Annotated in this window: 8 protein-coding genes; all 8 read right to left on the bottom strand. The window is 47.6% G+C overall.

The window, feature by feature from the left end; genetic code table 11:
- Positions 1-11: 11 nt before the first annotated feature.
- Genes NST69_RS05700 through NST69_RS05665 form a run of 8 tightly spaced genes read right to left on the bottom strand, consistent with a single transcriptional unit; the run spans position 12 to position 21841 of the window.
- Positions 12-1064 carry an HAD-IIIC family phosphatase gene (locus tag NST69_RS05700; protein ID WP_036727807.1) on the bottom strand — a complete coding sequence of 351 codons (1053 nt, stop codon included), beginning with the start codon at positions 1062-1064 and terminating at the stop codon, positions 12-14.
- A gap of 31 nt (positions 1065-1095) precedes the next feature.
- Positions 1096-2223: an acyl-CoA dehydrogenase family protein gene (locus tag NST69_RS05695; RefSeq protein WP_036727805.1), complete on the bottom strand. Its 1128-nt coding sequence runs from the start codon at positions 2221-2223 to the stop codon at positions 1096-1098.
- Between the two features lie 30 nt (positions 2224-2253).
- Positions 2254-2493 carry a phosphopantetheine-binding protein gene (locus tag NST69_RS05690; RefSeq protein ID WP_036727803.1) on the bottom strand — a complete coding sequence of 80 codons (240 nt, stop codon included), beginning with the start codon at positions 2491-2493 and terminating at the stop codon, positions 2254-2256.
- 20 nt (positions 2494-2513) lie between these two features.
- Complete coding sequence (locus NST69_RS05685) at positions 2514-3374, bottom strand: 3-hydroxyacyl-CoA dehydrogenase family protein (protein ID WP_036727801.1); 861 nt, start codon at positions 3372-3374, stop codon at positions 2514-2516.
- Positions 3367-3624 (bottom strand): acyl carrier protein, encoded by a 258-nt coding sequence (locus NST69_RS05680; protein WP_051478215.1) that lies wholly within the window; start codon positions 3622-3624, stop codon positions 3367-3369. Before NST69_RS05680 ends, NST69_RS05685 begins: the two co-directional genes overlap by 8 nt.
- A 4-nt stretch (positions 3625-3628) precedes the next feature.
- Entirely contained in the window at positions 3629-8869 is a 5241-nt protein-coding gene (locus NST69_RS05675) for an amino acid adenylation domain-containing protein (RefSeq protein ID WP_342548714.1), read from the bottom strand.
- A gap of 12 nt (positions 8870-8881) precedes the next feature.
- A complete protein-coding gene (locus NST69_RS05670; protein WP_342548713.1) occupies positions 8882-13975 on the bottom strand; it encodes an SDR family NAD(P)-dependent oxidoreductase in 5094 nt (1697 codons plus the stop codon).
- A complete protein-coding gene (locus NST69_RS05665; RefSeq protein WP_340955283.1) occupies positions 13976-21841 on the bottom strand; it encodes an amino acid adenylation domain-containing protein in 7866 nt (2621 codons plus the stop codon).

Genomic DNA, 21841 nt, shown 5'->3' with positions numbered 1-21841 from the left:
TTCGTCATTGGTTAATCATTGATGATAATGCTTACATAATCGGGTAGCTGAGGAATTTGATCCGTATTCCGCTCCATAATTGTACAATTCCCTTGTTGTTCAACTTCTTGGAACCCGGCAAATTTATAGGTAATCAGCATAGGCCTGTTCCGGTCATTGGAAATAAACTCTGCCCGCAGCTTCACTCCGGCGTTGGCAGCTTCCTGCATCAGATAGGTTAACATTATGCTGCCGACACCGCGCGACATGACACGGCAAGACATCAGCAGCAGCTTAATATTCCACACCTTGTCCTGACATTCCAGCAGGACAATACCGATTTTTCCATATGTGCCGTATTTGTCGCTGAGACCGGATATAATCAGCCTGTGGCTGTCCGATTTGATAAACTCTCTTAGCTCCTCATATGAATAGGTATACCCGGTAGTATTAAGCTGGTGTGTGCGGACAGTCAGCTCCTCGACTCGCTGTAAATCTGTTTCGGTTGCGGAAGATATTGTGAACTCCATATCCAAGGAAGCCAAAAAATCCTCCTGGGCTCCCTCAAAGCGTTCTTCCACCAGCTTACGTTCAATATCATCCTGATACATTTTCCGTCTAATCTTGGAATCTTCCGTAATAAAGACAGGGTGCAGCTCTGGTAGATCAAGCAGACCGTCCAGCCCTTCCGCTAGAATGCAGAAAACATCAGGATGAACAAACTGTACTTCATCCAATTCAAAAGGCTGGTCATCTATAAAGGCTATACTGTCCAGACTGATATTTAAGGATTTTGCAATTGTGCCGATGGAATCCGATTTATTATTCCAATTGATCTGCGGGTACAAGAAATACTCGTAAAGGCCCAAATCTCTTAGCTTTTGTTCCGCATCCGCATGATTGTTTTTACTGGCGACCGACTGCAGTATTCCCCGTTCATCCAATGTACGTATGATCTCGCTGACATTGTCCTTGACCGTAACTCCGAAACCTTCCAGCAGTACGCCATCCCACAGGGTATGATCCAAATCCCAAACGACACATTTCATTTTCAGCGTTTTGTGTGCTGCACCTGCAATACTCATTTCGCTCGTCGCCCCGTTTCTAATCTATTCTTCAGATATTCCGAAAGGCATATGTTGCAATCAAAATCTCATGCATTTCGTTTGTGCCTTCGATAATCTCATTGACCTTAGAGTCCCTGTAAAAACGCTCCACATGATACTCTCTGCTGAAGCCGTTGGCTCCGTGGATTTGAATAGCATCGCTGGCGACTTTGGATACCATGGTTGAAGCAAAATATTTTGCCACCCATGTTTCCATGATTGAATCTGGCTCTCCCGCTTCTTTTAAGCTAGCGGCATGATGGCATAAAGCTCTCGCCGCTTTGATGTTCGTTACCATGCCGGTAATCATTTTTTGAATCAACTGATGTTGTCTGAGCGATGCACCGAACTGCTTCCGTTTTCTGGCGTATTTTAAGCTTGCATTCAGACAGGCTTGGCCAAGTCCGACGCATCCCCATGCTATTGTAAACCGCCCATAGTCCAGCGAAGCAAGAGCTACGTGGGATAACCCCGTGCCCAAGCTGCCTACAAGATTTCCCTTCGGGATTCTGCAGTTCTTAAAGTCTATTTCGGCTATCATTGAAGCTCTTGCTCCCAACAAACCCTCAATCGGCTTTATCTCCAGGCCAATGTTATCTCTTTCAACGAGGAAGGCAGTGGGTAATCCCTCGACCTGGGCAAAAACCAAAAAAAGGTCGGCGATTTGCCCCATGGTCGTCCATTTCTTCGTTCCGTTTAAAACGTATTCATCCTGCTCCAGCGTTGCAGACATGGTAATATTTTTTGCATCGCTTCCAACAGTAGGCTCAGTAAGGGAAAAGGCTCCAATAACCTCTCCCCGGGCTAATTTTCGAAGCCACTTGTCCCTTTGTTCCGGCGTACCCCATTTTAAAATAGCGAGTGCAACCATCCCTTGAACCGTCAACAGGCTTCTTACACTGGAACAGCCTCTGCCGATCTCCTCATTTAATAAGCCAACTGTAACCATATCCAGCCCCAGGCCGCCGTAATCTTGAGGCAGCATAGACCCCAGATATCCCGCATCTGCAACCTTTTGCAGCAGCTCCGCTGAGATCTTTTCCTCTCGGTCATTCTGTTCCGCAACCGGAATCAGCTCACGATCGACAAACAGACTGAAGGATTCCTGCCATTTCAATTGAGAAGGTGTAAATTCCATTTCAAGGCCTCCCTGTATATTTAAAATTGATCAAACAGCCTTTTTCTGTTCTACGAACTGCGCAATGCTCTCAATGGATCTGAAATTATTCATGTCCAGGTCATTGTTTTCAACCCGGATGGAAAACTCTTTCTCCATGAACATAACCAGCTGCATTGCAAAGAGTGAGTTTACAAAGCCCAGCGCAAAAATATCTTCGCTATCAGATATTTCTCTTTTTCTATAAAACTTGCTTAAAAAACCTTTTGTTTTTTCCTTGATCTGTTCCATGTGTTATAACCTCGCTTTTTTTAGTATATAAAGAAACCCTGGCCCGATTTCTTCCCGGTCAGCCCTGCACTGACCATTCTCTTTAGCAGCGGACAGCAGCGATACTTCGGATCCTGAAAATCCTGATAGAGCACTTCCAGCGAATCCACTACCGTATCGAGGCCGATCAGGTCGGCAGTCTCCAACGGCCCCATCTTATGTCCATAACATCTCTTGAATATTTCATCCACATCATGCGCAGACGCAACCTGATCCTGGACAACAAATGCCGCTTCATTCATCAGCAGATGAGAGATACGGTTCGACACAAAACCCGGTGAATCCTGAACAATCACACAGTCCTTATCAATAGAGGAGAGAACGTCCTTCGTCTTCTCTATGGTCTCATCGGAGGTGTAGAATCCTCTTATTACCTCTATCGTTTGGATGAGGGGAACTGGATTCATAAAATGCGTGCCGATGACACGCTCTGGCTGCTTGGTCAATGCTCCGATCCGGGTTATTGAAATACAGGATGTATTTACAGCAAGAATGCAATCCTGTCTGACTGTCCGCGATAAAGTAGCATATACCTGCTCCTTTACCTCCCATTTCTCCGACACATTCTCTATAACAAATGTAACGTCTGCCAAGTGATTATAGGATGTTGTAAATTCGATTTGGCTCAATGCCTCTTCAGGCTTTACTGTGAGCTTGTCAGGATGGAACATAGTATACAGGCGGAGGCTGTTGCTGATTTCTTCCTTCGCTTTGGCCAGTATTTCTTCAGAGATATCAATCAGAATAACTCCATAACCATTCTGTGCAAAAGTTTGTGCAACGCCTCTTCCCATAACTCCTGCGCCAATCACACCGATTTTCCGTACACTTATTTCACTCATGGGAATCTTCCTTACGACGCGCAATATAGGTAATCAAGCTTTCCAACGTTTCAAAGTTCTCGGAATCGAAATCTTCATCTTTGAATTGAAATCCGAATTGTTCTTCAACAGCTAAGATCAATCTCAGCAGCCCGGCTGAGTTTAATCCGTAATCGGCCAAGCTGTCGTTCACTTGGATACTGTCAACGCCTTCAATGTTCAAGTCTTCCAGAATCGCTTTCAATTCCAGCAGCATCTGTTCGTCCCCCATGACTTTAACCTCCTTGTATTGTCTTCGAAGACTCCAAGACCATGTCTACCTTCTCAATCAGTCGCTGTTTCAGGCCTTCCATGGTTTCCTTTGCATAAACCAGTGAGTTGTATACAAAATTCACCTGATATTCATCTTGCGGAAGAATAACAATATTCAGGTTGTGGCTTGTCTCCTCATAACTGTGTATTCCTACCAAGCGGAAGGTGCTTTTCACCTTGGTAACTACCTCTTCCAAACGCGGATAATTCTCATATATAATCATGTGATCTATGATTATGTTGTCAATACCTGCGTTGCTAAGAACCTCACTGAGAGGAAGACAACCGAATTGTTCGGATGACAAGATAATCTCCTGAACGGAAGCGGCTGTTTCCGGCACTCCGGATGTTAAGACATTTTTGACTCGTACCGGCACAGCATTAATGAACATCCCCACCATTTGGTCAATTTCGCTGATCTCTGTGGGTCTTCCCGATATTACCAGGCCAAATAATGCCTCATTCGTCCCGCATATGTCTTGGAGGAGTAATCCCCATACTGTTAAAAACAATGCACTCTGCGTTACCCCTAAATGCTCGGCCAGCTGTTTTAGACCTTGTGTTCTGGCCTCCCCCAGAGAGGTTTGAATCTCTTCTTGAACATACTGCCGGGTCCCACCTCCCTTTTTGAATTTCGACAGCTGCGTCCCAGCCGTGGCACCATCCAGCGTATGTCTCCAGTACGCAATCGCTTCCTCCCGCTTGTTATACTTCTGGAACCATTGGAGGTAGTCGCGGAACAGCCGGGGCTCCCTCAGCCGAGGTGGATCTTGGACCGACAAGGCTTGATAGGTTTCAAAAAACTCCCTCATGATGATACTTAAGCTCCACCCGTCCAGGAGAATATGATGAAAGTTCCATATTAATAAATGCTTCGTATTGCTTCGCTTCACTAATACAATCCGAAGAGGAGGGGAGCTGCTTAAGTGAAATCTGGCATTTCTGGAGCTACAGATAATCTCTTGAATGGATTCAGACTGTTTCTCCTCGTCCATGCCTGAGAGTTCAATTATTTCCAAAGGAACCTCTGTCTCTTTCAGCACTATTTGAACGGGAACCTCGATAGTACGGAATGTAAATACTGATCTCAAGGTCGGATACCTCTTGATTAGAACAAGCAGACTTTCCTGAACCAGGTCATTCTGTATGGACCCTTCAAAATCAAAAGACATCTGATTAAAATACGAATTCTTCTCTTTATAGAGCATGGAATGAAACAAGATCATTTTCTGCGTCGGCGTAAGCGGGTACACATCTTCCAATTGAGCATTTATTCCCCCGGCAAAACGGCAGAGCCGTTCCAGCTTGTGCTCATTCAACCCTTGAAGGGTAAGATCGCTTGGGGTTAAGGTTTGCTGCTTTCTTTCCATGCAATGGACGATCATACCCGAAAGATTGTTCTTCATCACATCGGCGAACCGCTCCATGGTTGCCTGTCCAGGCTGATGCTTGTTATAGGTCATAGATATGGAGAGCTTTCCGCCGATATGGATACCTGAAATGTCGAGATCATGCTTTCGCTTCCAGCGAGGCGAGACCATTTCCCCCATAGAGATGCCGGAGAAATGAAACCCCTGATAATCAGACACGTCAAAATTCCCCAAGTAATTAAAGCTGACTTGAGGTTTTCGCGCTCTGTGTTCTCTTTTGCCGGTCCCGTAGTCAAGCAGCATACTTCCGATTCCTTTGTTCGGAACGGCTCTTAAGGTTTCTTTCGCCAGTTTGATATATTCGGAATAGTCGTCCGAGAGTTCTTTGACCCTTAATACAACCGGATAAATACTTGTAAACCAGCCGACTGTTCTGGAGATATCCGCTTCTTCAAACAGCTCCTGATTCCTGCCGTGCGATTCCATATCCACTGCAGCCTTGTCTACATTAAAGCACTGTTTCAGGGTTAATGCGGTCGCGGCCAGCAAGATGTCGTTGATTTCGGTGTTGTAAGCGTGATGGACAAGCTTCATCATTGCTTCCGTTTCGGCGGCAGACAACTCAAATTCAACCCTGGCAACATCCTGAAAGCAATAGCCCTTTCCTTCATGATTACTTGGCAGGAACGGTTCGATCTGCTCCTCCACTGCAGTCCAGTAATCCTTCTCCCTGTCAGCTCCGGGCAATTCAAAATACCTGTTCAGCCGCTGAATCCACTGCACATAGGAATCAGTTTTTCCAGACAAAATCAGCCCCTCACCTGCAATTGCCTGATTATAAAGGGTAGTGAAATCCTCCAGAATAATTCTCCAAGAAACCCCATCAACCACAAAGTGATGGATCAAAGCAGCTACATAATCTTTGTCTTTGCAGCGAAAATGCACTACCTGCAGCAACGGGCCATCAACCAGACGCATGGCTCTTTGTTTCCCATTCAAATGTCCCGTAATCCGCTCTTCTGCATGTTCAAGCTGCGACAGGTCCACCGTTTCAAAGGCAAATAAAGGGCGAGCACCGGGTTCTCTGATTTGCTGAACGGTACCTTGCTCATAGACGCGAAGAACACTACGCAACGCATCGTGATGTTCCATCAGTTTGTAAAAAGCCTGTTCTATACAAACTGCCCTCATCCGCTCGACTGAGGTTAAGAGTATGCCTTGGTTATAGTGATTGGCGATCTCCAAGGAGCATTCCTCCAAAAACCATTGCTGAACAGGTGACAATGCAGCCTCGCCGGAAACGCTGTCATAGTTGTCCAGCTTCTCCGCCGGCTCCATGTGGTTACTGATCTCCCGGATGGTGGGAGAATGAAAGAAGTGCTTTAACTCCACCTTCCAGTTTTTTTGCCTTAACTTAGAAAGAATTTGTATAGCCTTGATCGAGTCTCCGCCCAACGTGAAAAAGTGGTTGTCTATACCGACCTCAGCCACCTTAAGGACATCCTGCCACACCCCGGCCATAATCCGCTCCGCTTCGGTTCTGGGCTGGATCACACCCTGTTCCCTCATTAAGACTGGGGAATTCTCCATTAATTGTTTTCTGTTGACCTTCCCGTTACTCGTCAGAGGAATCTCCCTGATGCGTGAGAAGAAAGCCGGAAGCATATAGTCCGGGAGCTGCTGCCCTAAGTGCGATCTGATATCCGTAAGGGTTAATTGATCACTGCCGGTAAAAAAAGCATGCAAGTACCTGCTGTCTTCCCCGTCCTTCATATCAAGGACAACTGCATTCCGCACCCCGCCCAGCTTCAACAACTGGTTCTCGATCTCTCCCAACTCAATCCGGTGTCCTCTGATCTTCACTTGCTGATCTATCCGGCCCAAATAGAGCAGTTCGCTGCTTTTTGACCATTTTACCAAATCCCCTGAACGGTACACCCTCGATCCGTGTTGAAAGAGATCCGGAATGAACTTGTCCTCTGTCAGTTCTTCACGGTTTAAATATCCCCGGGCAACTCCTAGTCCGGCAACCAGCAGCTCTCCCGGAATTCCTTCCGGCACCAGCTGCAGGTCTTCATCAACAACATAGGCAGATAAAGTGGGAAGCGGCCTCCCTATATTGGAATGTCCCTTCGAGATCTCCGTTTCCGTAATCTCTTTATAGGTCACATGAACAGTTGTTTCCGTTATGCCATACATATTGATCAGTTTGGTTGCCTTATATTTGTTATGCCAGTCCCGGAGAATTGAGGGATTCAGCGCTTCCCCGCCGAATATGACATAGCGCAATTGCGATAGACCTGCATCATGATAGCTCTCATCTTCCCGAATCAAGGTATGAAAAGCCCCCGGAGTCTGATTCAGAACGGTTACCCGCTTCTCTATAAGCAGCTTACGAAAGCGGGGAGTATCCCGGGCAACCTCCTTGGGGACAATGATCAGATGCCCTCCGTTCAGAAGCGGGCCGTACATCTCCCATACAGAGAAGTCAAAGCTGAAGGAATGAAACATGGTCCATATATCATCATTATTGAAATCAAACAGGCTTTTGTTATTGCTCAGCAGCCCCGCCACATTTCGATGTTCAATCATGACCCCCTTCGGTCTGCCAGTCGATCCTGAAGTGTAGATCACATATGCCAACTGCCCTGGATTCCGATCAGCTGGCTTAGAAGCGGTCTCCGGTTCTTCATTCAAGCGGGCCAAGTCCTCGGTATAGATGACGGCTGCTTGTCCTGATTCTCCCCCTGTATCTGCGAACCGTCTGCTTGTGATAATGACAGGGGACCGGCTGTCTTCAATGATTTCCTTCATTCTCGCCGCCGGCATTTCCGGATCAATCGGCAGATAAGCTGCACCCGATTTCAATATTCCTAACGCAGCTGCCACCAAATCAATGCTTTTATCCAGCTTCACTCCAACTATAGTTTCCTGCGGAAGGTTGAGCTTGCGAAGCTGCCGCGCGTATACATTTGCCAGCTGATCGAGTTCTTTGTAAGTCAATGAGCTGCTGTCGCAGGTTATGGCAACCCGGTCTTGGTAACACTCGGCAACCCGTTCAAAGAGTTGGTCGATGGTATGGGCCTCCGGGTATTCTGACGCCGTCTCATTATATTCGGTTATTATCCGCTGCTGCTCTTGGTTCGTTAACAGTTGAACATCCTTCAATAACGTATTGGTATTGCTCAGGACCTGCTCAAAAAAAACATTTAACTGACCGAAGATACGGCGAATAGTACCGGCATCGTAATATCCGGGATGAAATTCGATATCCAATGCAATACGGCCGCAATCATCCGAATAAAAGGAAAAGCAAAGGTCCGCCTTCCACTTTTCAAGATAATGGATATCCCGGTGAACGACTAAGGCGGGCAGAGACATCTCCGGTAGAGGGTGAAAACCCGAATCCGGGCTATTCAGGGCCTGCTGCAGCGTTTTTCTCACACCGTCCATATAGGATTTAAAGGTCATCTCCCGCTTTAAATGAAAACATACAGGGATAAGCAACTTTTTGACAACATCAACGTCCGGTTTATCCCACTGATTCATTAGCGGAGTTACAGCAATAACCTCGGAAACCCTTCCATATTTGGACAGCAAAAAAATGACTCCCGCATTCAGCATCATAAACTCTGCGTAGGGAGATTTCTTGGTGATCCGTTTAATTTCGTTATTTATTGCATCCGGAAACAGGAACGTTTCAACTGATGAAGGATAATCGGAACTGCCAACGTGTACACAATCTCGTGGAAAACCGCTTACTTTCTCCACCAGCGTTTGTTTGTCCTTCCAGTAGTATTTGCCATCCCCTGGATATGCATCTTCTAATTCCATCTCATTCCCCCCTTACCAATCAAATTCAACGCTTTCCAAATCAACCTTGCGCGATATCTTCGAAGGATCATCCAGATTGATCCGGGCCAGCTGAATATCCCCGTTGCCTACAACTGCTTCCAATATTGTTGTATACTGGCGCAACAGCTCCTCTGCCGTTTCCTTTTGATACAATTTGGTGTTGTAATCCATATTGCAGCTCAATACCCCATCGTAGTCCTGAATATTTAACGTAAGGTCATATTTGGAATTCGAATTCTCATACCTGTACGGATTGGCCTGCAGACGCCCGAAGGAAGCTTGGGGTATCGGAATATTTTGCATGGCAAACACAACATCGAATATAGGATTGCGGCTGACGTGACGCGGTGCATTCCATAAGGATACCATCTCATCATAGTACAACTCCTTATGCTCAAAGGATTGCAGCACTTCACTCCTAAATCTGGCAAAAAAGCCGTTAAAGGTATCCTCAGGGACCGGACGGGTCCTTACCGGCACAACATTGACCAGGTTTCCGACCAAGCCTTCCAGGGCTGGCTGATCCCTTAAAGCTATGGGTGTACCGACGATGACATCCTCATAACCGGAGACCCGCATGAGAAGAATGTGAAAAGCCGCAAACAAACTCATGAACAAGGTGCCTCCTGATTGATGTGCTAACCGGAATAAACCACGATTTACGTCCCCGCTGACGTCCAAAGTGACTGTGTCTCCAGCAAATTCTCTGATTGGTCCCCGCGGGAAATCGGTCTGAAGCTCAAAAGAAATTGCCGGCCGGTTCAATTTCGCATCCCAGTATTCCAGATCAGCCGCCATCTCATTGTGCTCACATTGCTTGCCGCGCACATAAGCATAGTCCTTAAAATGAATTCTCACCGGTTCGAGCCTCTCTCCGTTGTACAAACTTGAGAGCTCCTTAGTGAGAATGCTAAGCGACACTGCGTCAGATACAATATGATGGATATCAAAACATAAGATAAATTGCTCTGTACCTGCTGCCAATACCTCTAATCGTGCCAGCGGAGCGCTTAGAAGATGGAATGGGCGGATAAAAGCCTTTAAATAATGTCTGATCTCCTCCTCCGTCTCCACTTGTTTGACAGTTACGATTCCCGGTACATCCGATTGGACGGTTTGAACAACCTCGCCGTCGGCAATCCGGAAGGCAGTCCGCAACGCTTCATGTCTCCGAATCAGAGCTCCAAAGGCCTTTTCCAGTCTGTTCAAATCAAAGTTACCGGTAATTCTGACTACATTAGTCATATTGTAAGAACAACCGGCGTTTCCCAGCTCTTCGATAATGAAAATCCCCCGTTGAATTGGAGTAACGGGATAATAATTCTGCTCAGGTGCCAGGAGAATGTCTCGGCTAATATCCCTCGCCGTGTTCTGTGAAGAATCTTCAACCATGGTCTGCTCCGCAATAAACCCGGTGAAAGCATGAAGGTCTGGGAACCGCAGCAGATCCGTTACCTTAAGTGCCGTCTGGAAGACTTGATTAATTTGCACTATTACTTTCATGGCAATGATGGAGTCCCCGCCAAGCTCAAAGAAGTTGCTCTCCAGATCAAGCTTCTCCATGCCAAGGACGCCGCCGATGATTTGTCCAAGGCTTTCCGAATGTCCATGCGGTGGTACCTTTTCCCCCTTGTACCTTACCTCGACCACACGTTGATACGAAGAAGCCTGTTCAAGCCCGCCTTTGATTCTTTCAATAATGGAATCGGACAGACGGAAGGAAAACTCCTTATAGTAAGGAAGAAGCTCGCCCTGGTAGTTTAATCCTCCAATAATGGACTCCTGCACGTCATGGTTTAAAATGTCGTGAAACGCTTCACGTACCCTCTCTGAAGAAATGACCTGGAACAACTGCTTCTGCGGATTAAACCGCTCCCCCATCAACTGCACTGTGAACTCCCACGGTGCCCAGCTCATGGCAATCGTTCGCTTACCACCAGTATTTCGGTAATGAACGAAGGAATCCAAGAAGGAATTGGAACAAGTATAACCTGAAAGTCCCACACCGCCGATCAGGGTGACCGGTGAGGTGAACAGCACCATAAAATCCAGCTTATCCTGCTGTGTTAAGCGATCCAAGAGCCATGTTCCCTGAACCTTTGGGGCTAATGTGCGAAGGAAGTCTTCTTCTTCCTGCTCTTGAATACTCACCCCTCTGGCACCCGTTCCTATTCCTGCACTATGGATAACTCCGTGAATGCTGCCGTAAGTCTCACGAACCTCATCCAGAACAGAAATCATGTCCTCCGGGCAGGAAACATCCGCCTGGTAACACCGGACCTGAGATCCTCGTCCCTCAACTTGTTGAAGCGACTTCACTTTATCGCTTAAGGCATTGGCAGGATCGGCCGCTATTGCTGCCCACTCTTTCTTATCCGGGAAGCAGGAGCGGTTAATCAGAATCAAGGTTACCTGATTTTGAACCGACAAATAATGGGCAACCTGAAGCCCTAGCCCTCCCGTTCCCCCTGTAATGACATAAACACCTTTGGGCCGGATACCGGTCGGTTTCAGCTCCATATCCAGAGGCTGGAAGGTCTCCAGCCGTTCCACATATCTGATCCCTTTCCGGTAAGCCACGTTCGAATCCATTGCCGCTGACGCAATCTCATTGGCGATGACTTCGGCTTCCGTCTCGGAATCTATATCGATGCATTTGCATTGGGTATTGAAATTTTCGTACTTCATTACTTTCGCCAGCGCGAACATCGGCGCGAAGACCGGGTTGATTACGGGATCACTGCGGTGTATAGCGTTGACGCGCTCCGCTATCAAATAAAGGTCCAAGTCTGCAAAGGTTTCTTCTGCCAGAGCCAGATGGAGGTTTCTAAAACTGCACACTCCCCGCTGAAGACCTGCAGTCAAATCATTTTCGCTGTCCATCCCCCCCTGCTCGGAAAGGCTGGCTAAGTGCACAATCGCGGTCAAATTCATGTCCTTCATTTGCGCAAGCAGAGCCGAGAAGTCCGCTGCCGTATTCCGAATTAGATACTCCATCGCACTGATCTTGGAATATTCACGGCCGAGTTGTGCCGTTACAACATATCTTTGTCCACGGAGCTCCTTCATTATCGCATCGGAGAGACAACCATCCCCCACAATGACCAGAACAGCACCTTCCCATGTTCGCCCGGGTGGAACAGCCTTCTCTGCCTCCACCCAATTGAGTTGATAATACTGTTCTTCCCCTCTGTCTTCCGTCTCCTTGGCAACCCAGCACCTCTTTTCATCAAAGACGTAAGGAGGTAATGGGACTCTGCGAAATACCGTATTCTTGTACATCGCGCTCCAGTTCACTTCATGTCCTTGAACATACGATATTGCAAGCCGGCCCAGCCGCTTCGGATCATGGCCTTCCGCCAATACATCTTCATAAGCTTCCAAGAGAGCTCCTGCAGCATCGGCAGCCGCTTTATTGACTGAGCCATAATAAATTTGCAGCTCCGGGCAGTTTTTCTTCCCGGATTGGAACAGCATTAATTTATTCTGAAGATCCAATTGGTCGTTCGTAATGATCGCCAGCCGGTATTGATAATGCCCCCTTCCAATATTTGAAGTGTAGCAAACCTCTGCCAGACTACAAGGATCATTGAAGTATTTAATGTAGCTTTGCACAAGCTGATATAATGAGCGTTCTGTTTTGGCCGACAGTGTAAAAAGAGAATCCCCGGTTGCTGCTGCACCAGGCCACTTCCTTGTGTACTCCTCCAAGACCATGTGACAGTTGGTTCCGCCGAGACTGAAAGAACTTACACCGCACCGAACCGGTTCCTCGCTCTCCTCCAGGTCCCGCAGCACATCATTCACATAAACCGGAGATTTGTGAAACCCGATATTCCGGTTGGGATAACGAAAATGCAGGGATGAAGGCAATTGACGATTTTTCAGAGAAAAAACAGCTTTCATGAACCCGATCATTCCCGCCGCATTGTCCAAGTGGCCGTAATTGGATTTGACCGATCCAATCGAACAGAATTGCTGCTTCTCCGTGAATTGGCGGAAGGCCTTCGTGATTCCCTCCACTTCAATCGGATCCCCCAGCTTAGTCCCTGTGCCGTGAGCCTCTATAAAGGACAAGCTTTCAGGGTTAATTCCGGCGGCCTTCCATGCACGAACGATTACTTCTTCCTGGGCAAGCGGATTCGGTGCCGTAACCCCCATGGAATCGCCGTCATTATTAACCGCACTGCCCTTAATGACAGCATAGATATGGTCGCCGTCCTTCTCCGCCTGGACTAGGGGCTTAAGCAGCACCGCACCAACCCCTTCGCCACCTGCTGTTCCATCGGATGACTGGTCAAAGGTCTTCGTAAGCTGATCCGCGGATTCAATTCCCAGCTTCTCTGGCGGCTCAACGGGGAGCATATTCAGTTTGATGCCTCCTGCGATCGCCATACTGCATTCTCCTTGCATCAGAGCCATGCACGCCATATGAATCGCAACAAGAGAAGAGGAGCATGCGGTATCCACCAATATAGAGGGTCCATGTAAGTCAAGCAAGTAGGCTATTCTGCCTGCCAGCAATGACTTCAGATTACCCGGTATGGACATCGCAGTATATTCAGGACACAGCTCGGCAATAAGCCGGCTGTATTCACTGTCGCTGCCGAAGCCGGCGTATATACCGGTTCTTGTCCCCTTTAAGCTGTGCCCTCCATATCCTGCGTCCTCGATCGCTTCCCAGACAGTCTGTAAAAAAAGTCTTTGATTGGGGTCCATCAGACTCGCTTCTCTGGGAGAGAGATTGAAAAAATTATAGTCGAAGCGGTCAATGCGCTCCAAATACGACCCACGGGAATATTGGATCGCAGCGGGCTGTCCAGACATAGAGCCCAGAATGTCGTCGAGATCTTGTCTGCGGCTTAACGGAAGTGACTTCACACAATTTTTCCCACTGACAAGATTATTCCAGAATTCAGTCTGATTGTCGGCATCGGGAACCCTGAGCGCCAAGCCGATCACGGCAATATCCTGGAAGTTTCTGATTTGCTGTTCTTTCATCATGGATAACAGCTGTGAAGCAACTGTACGGTTGATAGTGCCTCTTTTTGTCTCCTCAAGAATGAACCGGTAGACGGACTCCAATTAATCTCCCCCAATACCCTTTAAATCCTGGAGCATTTGCTCCACATCAAAATCGTCACTGTCAATACTGTCCAGCATCTGGTCAATCTCATTCTGTATAACCGTTTGGTTCAGGACTGTCTTTAACGTGCCGCCCTCCCCCTTCTTGCCGATATAATCGGCCAATGCAGAAATGGTGGTGTAGTTGAATAAGTCAACCAGCTTAACCTGTTGCGGAAACACCTTCTCCAGACGGTTATGCAATCTGACAAGTGAAATAGAGTCGCCTCCCACATTGAAGAAGCTTTCCCGGGGATCAATCCGGTCAAGCTGAAGAATCTCTTGCCAGATCAGTGTAATCTCCGCTGTCAGCCCGTCGTCGGCAGGCCCGCTCTGATTCTCAAGCCTCAGGGGCTCTTCCAGTGCAAACAGTACATCCGCAGCAATTTTGCCGTTAGCATTCAACGGTAACTCATCCACATAGGTGAAGCTTGCCGGAATCATATACTGAGGCAGTACGCCGGCCAAAGCGGTCTGGAGCTCTTCACGGCTCATCCGGTTATCACCAATCAAATAAGCCCTTAATTGATGGACCTCATCCTTGCCTTGCTGCACCAGCACAACCGCCTCATGAATTCCTTCAATCCCGCCGAGTTTTGCCTCTACTTCACCTAATTCGATCCGGTAGCCGCGGACTTTAACCTGCTTGTCTTTTCTCCCGCCATACTCGATTTGGCCTCTTGCATTGAACCGGCCCAAATCCCCGGATTTGTACATCCTTCCGTTTGGAATGAACGGGTCGGGTACGAAGTATTCATCCGATTTCTCCCGGTCATTTATATATCCTTTTGCAACCCCGTCACCGGCAATATAAATCTCACCCATGACCCCCACGCCACAGGGAACCCGGTGCTGGTTCAAAATGTAGATCCGTACATTATCCGCAGGTTTCCCGATCGGCACAGAGCGCCCTGTATCCTCCGTTTCGTCATACCGGTGGATCATGCATCCGACTACGGTTTCCGTTGGACCATATTCATTGTAAATCTCGATCCGGTGCTGAAATTTATTAACAATACTGCGGGCCAGAGAAGTCTTCAAATCCTCCCCTCCAACTATAAACCGTCTAACAGATGTATTGCCGATATCAACATCCGTTAACAGCATCAGGTGAGACGGAGTCAATTTCACAACCGTTGCCCTATTATCCTTCATTACTTTGTACAAAAGAAATTCATTTCCATCATTTCTGTATACCTCAATTGTGCCGCCGCAAATAAGCGGAGTAAAGATCGACGTAAGTGTCAAGTCAAAGGCTAGGGATGAATACAAAGGGAACACCGCATCCCCCTCATTGGCATACATTTTTTGGGCCCACCAAATATAATTTAGCAGTCCCTGATGCTCCACCATGACCCCCTTCGGCCTTCCTGTTGAACCCGAGGTATAAATAACATAAGCAAGCTGATCCGCAGCAATTCGGGCAAACACCGGTGTAGCCTCCGTCTCCGGTTCCCCTATCAATCGCAGGTCTATGATCTTGCCTTCAAATGCTGTGTCTTCCTTCATGTCCGTATTGGTCAGGAGCAGGCATACTTGCGAATCAGCCAGCATGTAGTCCACTCGCTCCGCAGGGTATTCGGGATCAATTGGCAAGAAAGCCCCTCCCGCCTTCATAACGGCAAGCAGCCCGATAATGGTTTCCGCCGAATGCTCTGTCATCATGCCGACAATCGCTCCCCGCTTAACTCCCTCTGTCACCAGCCGGGAAGCCAAATGAGTCACACGCCGTTGCAATTCCGAATAGGTAACCGTAAGCTTATCCTCCGAAACGGCTGCTTTGAAAGGTTCTCTCTCCGCTTGCTGCTCAAACAATTCCACAATGTTGGAGTGACTGGGATAAGGAGCGCCGGTAGCATTGAATCTGTTCATGTAGATCTCCCTGTCATCCAAAGTGAGAAGCTCCATCTCTTCTAGCTTTACGGATCTAACCACGACTGTGTCTATCATTTTCTCGTAGAAGCGGGATAATCGTTCAATCGTTGACGGACTATATAGATCACTGTTGTACTCAAACCTGATTTCCGTCATCCCCTCCACTTCCCGGCAGCTCAGGTATAAATCAATCAGACTTGTATCATCACTAACCTGGGCATGCTCGTAAAATTGAAACATCGTCGAGTAAATTGGGGATGTTGTCAAATCCCTTTCAGGGTTAACCTTTTTCACCATCAAATCAAAGGGATATCTGCCGTTTTTGAATGCCAGCACTGATTTTTCTCTGACAACATTCAGCACATCCTGGAAGGTCTCAAGATTACGGAATTGGGCCCGAATGCATAACGTGTTGATAAACAGACCTATCAGATTCTCCACCTCTTCAGAATCCCTGCCTGCGATTGGGAAACCTACGATGATATCCTCATCGCCCGTTACCGAATGCAGAAGAAGGAAGTACACACTCAGGAAGAAGACATGCTGAGATGTCCCCCATTCCCTGAGTTTACTTTTAACCGACTGGGTCAGCTTTTCATCAAGGCGGAACGTATGGGAGCCTCCATTAAAGGTCTGTATGCTGGGACGGCTGTAGTCGGCAGGTAAATTTAATGCTGGCAGCGGCTTAACTAATTCACCTAACCAGTAGGATTCCATCGAACGGGCCTGCTCGCTTTCAAACCAGCTTTTCTGCCTCATCATCCAGTCTACATACCGCATGGCCGGCATGCTCAAATCAGGTACTGTATCTTGTGCCAGCGCCTTATACATGGTCATTAATTCTTCAAAGAATATTTTTGAACTCCAGCCGTCTGTAATTAAATGATGCAAATTAACATAAAAGCACCAATCCTGGCGGTTCAGCCGGAACAAAATGAACCTGTGCAAGGGCTTGCGCAAGTCAAACGGCATTCTTTTATCGGCATTGATCATTGCAAGCAAAGTTTCTTCCTTATCTGCGTCATCTGCCAGGTCGATAACCTTGATGTCAGCATGGCAGTGATCGACTATTTGCTGGCGCGGAGAACCATCAGCATCCTCTACGAATATGGTTCTCAAGGTTTCATGGCGGGCCAAGAGCCTGTCAACCGCATTGCAGACAAGCTCCGTATTCACCTCCATTTCAAGCCGGAATGATGACGGAAGATTGTAGGCAGTCAAGCCCGGATGAAGCTTCTGCAGGAACCACATCCGCTCTTGTGCATGGGACAGCTCATAATCAATATTGACTAGGGCGGTTTCCGGTTCGCCGGCAAGAGAAGCCTGGTTCAGTTTGTCTTTGACATGACCCTCCAGTTCCCCTATGGTTGTGTAAATGAACAAATCCCCCATGTCTATATCAATGCCGTATTCCTTGTTTAAAACATTTGAAATTTTTATGGCTTGAATGGAGTCCCCACCAAGCTCATAAAAATCATCAAATACATTAATGGTCTTCAAACCCAATACTTCTCCCCATATTTGGCCAATCCTCGTTTCAAGCGGGCTATAGACCCCATTGGCTCTTCCTTTCAGTTCCAGTTTCTCCAGTGGTCGCGCCTGCTCTTGGAAATCGGCCTGCAGACTTCTGTAGTTAACAAGCCGGCTTTCAATATTTTCGCAAAACCGATATGGGATTCTGTCCAAGCTTCCTAATAGTGGATAATTAAGTTCACCGACCATGACTTGATGCTCATTCAAGCTTAAAATATCTTTATACGCCGCTACTCCTTCCTGTGGATCGATCGGATGAATGATTGCCTGATCGTGTTCCAAGGCGCTTCCGGCAGCCATGCCAACAAATTTCCATGTAGTCCATTTTACACTTATTGCAGGAACTTTCTTACAGTTCCTAAGATAGTCGGCAAATGAATCTAAATAAGTATTCGCCGCTGTATAATCGCTCTGGCCTGCTCCGCCGGCCAGACTCGCGACAGAGGAGAACATCATAAAATAATCAAGCTCATCGTCCTTCGTCAACTGATGAAGGATCCATGTCCCGTTAACCTTGGGTTGTAGAACCGCCCGCAGCTTATTCCTATCCTTTCGGCCTATTACACCCTCTCCCGGAACTCCGGCAGCATGTATGACGGCGTTAATGCGGTGGAACTCTTGGCGGACCCTTCCAACGATTTCACGCATCGATTCATAATGGGAAACATCCCCGGCATAGAAAACGATTCGTGCGCCTAGACTCTCGATTTCCCGCAGCTTCCTGATTATGCTCATCAGTTTGCTATCGATGCCTGCGGCGAGAATCCCAGCCCACTCCTCCTTGGATGGAATGGCAGTACGGCTCACAAAAGCCAGCGAGACCGGGCCGCTTCTCGCCATTTCCAAAGCAACCTCTAAGCCAATCCCACCGGTTCCGCCTGTAATCAGGTAGACTCCGTCTTTTTTCACTTTTATCGAAGAAGAGTGCTCCATGACTTCGATTTCCGCTATTTCCTCCTCATACGCTAAGTCATTCCTCATAGCGGTAAGGTAGGATGACGGTGTGCGTCCGATTTCTGTAACTAATGAAGGAACTGATGTCTCATCATCCAGATCGATGCACTTGACTGTCAGATTGGCGTACTCTTTCTGAATCACTTTTCCGAATCCTGCCATTGTTGCATTTATGGGAATTACCGTCCGCTCATTTCCGGTTACGGAAAATGCATATTTCGTAATAACGGTCACATGAATTGGCTGAGCATGTAGATGCTGAGCAATGGCTTTAGCACAGAAGAAGAGACTGTCAATCCCGTCTGCTTGGGCGTCCTCCAGCTCATCCAAGGTGTCCGGCTCCTGTCCGGTATTCAGAGAGAACAGATACAAGATACTGTTTATCTGGTTTCGCTTCAGGTCTTGGAACAGCCGCTGAAAGTCGTCCTCGCTTGAACTAATCGTATAATGCTCCTCATCCGTCTTCTGATAGACCGGGCCCCTTTCCACATGAATCACCGGGAAGCCATGGCCTGTAAACTGTGTAATCAATTCTTCCGATATGCCCTGCCTGTCTTTCATAATTACCGTTACACCTAACCTGGGCGCTGATTCCCTGGGAGCCTCCTCCTTCTTCTTCCAGCTGATCCGGTGTAACTTTTGTTGTTCCCGTTCTTGAATGAACCCGCTTTCATGATTTTGTAGCCGGCGCATTCCATAATCCGTTACTTCTAATATGACATTCCCATCCGTATCAAGAAAGGTAATGTCAAACAAGGCCATGCGGGAAGGAGAACCCTCCTTTCGTCTGATATAGCTCAAAAAACGGGAAGGGATCGGTGCATATGCAACCAATTTTTTATAGCTATAAGGAACATACAGGCCCTCGTCGATTAATTTCCCTGCAAAGTTTATACCAATATCCATCAAGGAAGGATGCAGATGAAACTGCCCCAATTCCCGAAGAACATCCCCGGCAGCTTGCACCTCCAGCAGCAGGCTATCCTTCGTCTGCTGTAGCATCAGTTCATTGCCATGCCAATGCTTGCCGAATACGAAAGGTCCCCCCATAGAGCTTATATTAATCGGCTGCTGCTCTTCTCTGAAGGCTTGCTTTAATATCCCTACCGCTTTCTTGTCCGGGGGAATTTCCGCTCCCCGCCGGAAAGCGCCCTTAGCATGAACTGTCCGCACACCACCGTCATCAACAGACTCAATTGCGAACGTCAGAGCATCCTGCGGACCAGAATGAATAGCGGCCACTAGCTTTTTCTTGCCTGGAGCGTCAACAAAATACGGGCTCAAAAAGGTAACATCCCTCAGCTCAAAGGATTCCCCCTTCCACCTCTCGTTCACAGCCTCCAGCGCCATTTCCAAATAACCAGTGCCCGGCAGCATACTTCGCTCATGCCATTTATGCTCATTCAATACCCAACTTGCCTTGGTCTCCATGTCCAGACGAAAGATTGTTTCAGATTCACTACTCTTTATTCTCTCTTTAATGAACGGCGCCTTATTGAACCTCTGCTCAGCTCTCTGCCCGATACCTTCCGGGGCGACCCAATAGCGCTCTTTTTTTAAAGGATACGCCGGTAAGGGAAACTTAGTACATTGCTGCGAGTAGAGCCTGTCCCAATTCACGTCCGCCCCCTGTATGTATAATTGGCAAAGAGAGGTCAACAGAGAAGAGTCCACACCACCTGCTAACGCGGCCCGGTCCAGTATCTCGGACGATAACCGATTTAGTCTGTCCAGTTCCCGGACGGTAATGCCCCCCTCCTCCGCTAAGTGTCGATTGTTCTTTGTCACATGATGTGTCCCGGTAAAAATCCCCCGGCCCTCTTTCGTTAGCCCGTGAATATATACATGTATCAGTTTTTTCCGCAAATCAATCCAATCGGTGTAGAGAATTGCCAGCCTGTTTGAAAAATGCGGCCTTCCTACTGAAGCACTATACGAAATATTGTCCAAAGGCAAGGAATCTGTGCCAATGATGAATTTAACGAACCGCTCGACATACTGAACCAAGGAATTATTGTCCCTTGCTGACAGGGTCAGAACCCTCGCTTTGACGTCGTTCTCTGCAGCAGCCTCCCGGGGGGCTTCCTGCAGAACAACGTGGCAATTCGTTCCACTGAAACCAAAAGAGCTGACACCCGCCAAAAGAGGCTTGTCCGGCTGTTTCCATTCTTTAAGCCGACTGTTCACATATAGAGGCGATTGGCAGAAATCAATGAAAGGATTGGGCGACTCAAAATTAACAGTAGGCGGTATCTGCTTATTTTCCAAAGATAAGATCAATTTAATTAATGAAGACATTCCGGAAGCTCCCACCAAATGGCCAATATTCGGCTTTACAGACCCGATGCCGCAAAATTGGCTTTTGGAGGTGTACCTTCTGAACGCATTGGAAAGCGCCCTCACTTCAATAGGATCGCCTAATTTCGTTCCGGTTCCGTGGGTCTCAATATAGGTAATATCCTCCGGATTGATACCCGCCCTCTGCCATGCAGTAACAATGACATCTTCCTGCGCCTCGGCATTTGGGGCCGAAATCCCATTGGAGGTGCCATCATTGTTGATGGCGCTGCTTTTAATTACAGCCCTTATATGATCCCTGTCCTTTAGCGCCTGTTTCAAAGGTTTCAGCATGACAATGCCTATCCCTTCTCCCCACACGGTGCCGTTCGCATTTTTATCGAAGGTGCGCACCAAGCTTTCCGCCGATTCTATCATACTGTCTCCACTTACAGGAAACAGAGAAAGATTTATTCCTCCGGCCAAAGCCATCTCACAGTCCTTATTCTTCAGTGCCTGACAGGCCATGTGAAGCGCCACCAGACCAGAAGAGCATGCTGTATCGACGACGATGCTTGGACCCTTTAAATTCAAGTAATATGAAATCCGGCTTGCCATAATGCCGGCAGTCGATCCGGTTATCGCTAAAAAATCCGAATCATGCACCAACCGCTTGTATATCGTATCGCTCGAATGATCCCGTCCAGCAAAGACACCAACCTTTTTCCCATGAATCTGCTTTCCGGCGGAGCCTGCGTTCTCAAGTGTTTCCCATGCCACTTCTAGGAAAACCCGCTGGTGGGGATCCATTAATAATGCTTCTCTCGGTGAGATCCGGAAGAATGCTGGATCAAACTGATCAATATGCTCCAAATATCCCCCTCTGCCGTAAAAATCCTCTGGAGAATCCCCCTCGGGGATAAAGCAATCTGTATCCTTTTTGCGCGTAAAGGGAAAGTCCCGTATCATCGATTTGCCATTTTTGAGATTCGACCAGTATTCCTGTTCATTATCCGCCTCAGGGAATCTACAGCTCAATCCGATAATGGCAATGTCTTCGTCTTGGTGTTCATGCTGGGCTTCATCCTGTTCATTGATTGTTGTAAGAAGCGTCAAAGCGGTGTCTTCATTTAACCCGCCTTTTTGCAACTGGTCCAGAATATATTTATTCAGCATTTCGATTTCCAC

It is taken from the genome of Paenibacillus sp. FSL P2-0089, assembly GCF_038595095.1.
GTDB classification, from domain to species: Bacteria; Bacillota; Bacilli; order Paenibacillales; family Paenibacillaceae; genus Paenibacillus_AQ; species Paenibacillus_AQ silagei.
This window is presented reverse-complemented; position numbering and strand designations above follow the sequence as displayed.

What these genes read in the sequence shown, in the direction of transcription:
- NST69_RS05680 (WP_051478215.1), bottom strand. Translation starts at nt 3,624, where the DNA reads ATGGGGGACGAACAGATGCTGCTGGAATTGAAAGCGATTCTGGAAGAC.
- NST69_RS05690 (WP_036727803.1), bottom strand. Translation starts at nt 2,493, where the DNA reads ATGGAACAGATCAAGGAAAAAACAAAAGGTTTTTTAAGCAAGTTTTAT.
- NST69_RS05695 (WP_036727805.1), bottom strand. Translation starts at nt 2,223, where the DNA reads ATGGAATTTACACCTTCTCAATTGAAATGGCAGGAATCCTTCAGTCTG.
- NST69_RS05675 (WP_342548714.1), bottom strand. Translation starts at nt 8,869, where the DNA reads ATGGAATTAGAAGATGCATATCCAGGGGATGGCAAATACTACTGGAAG.
- NST69_RS05685 (WP_036727801.1), bottom strand. Translation starts at nt 3,374, where the DNA reads ATGAGTGAAATAAGTGTACGGAAAATCGGTGTGATTGGCGCAGGAGTT.
- NST69_RS05700 (WP_036727807.1), bottom strand. Translation starts at nt 1,064, where the DNA reads ATGAGTATTGCAGGTGCAGCACACAAAACGCTGAAAATGAAATGTGTC.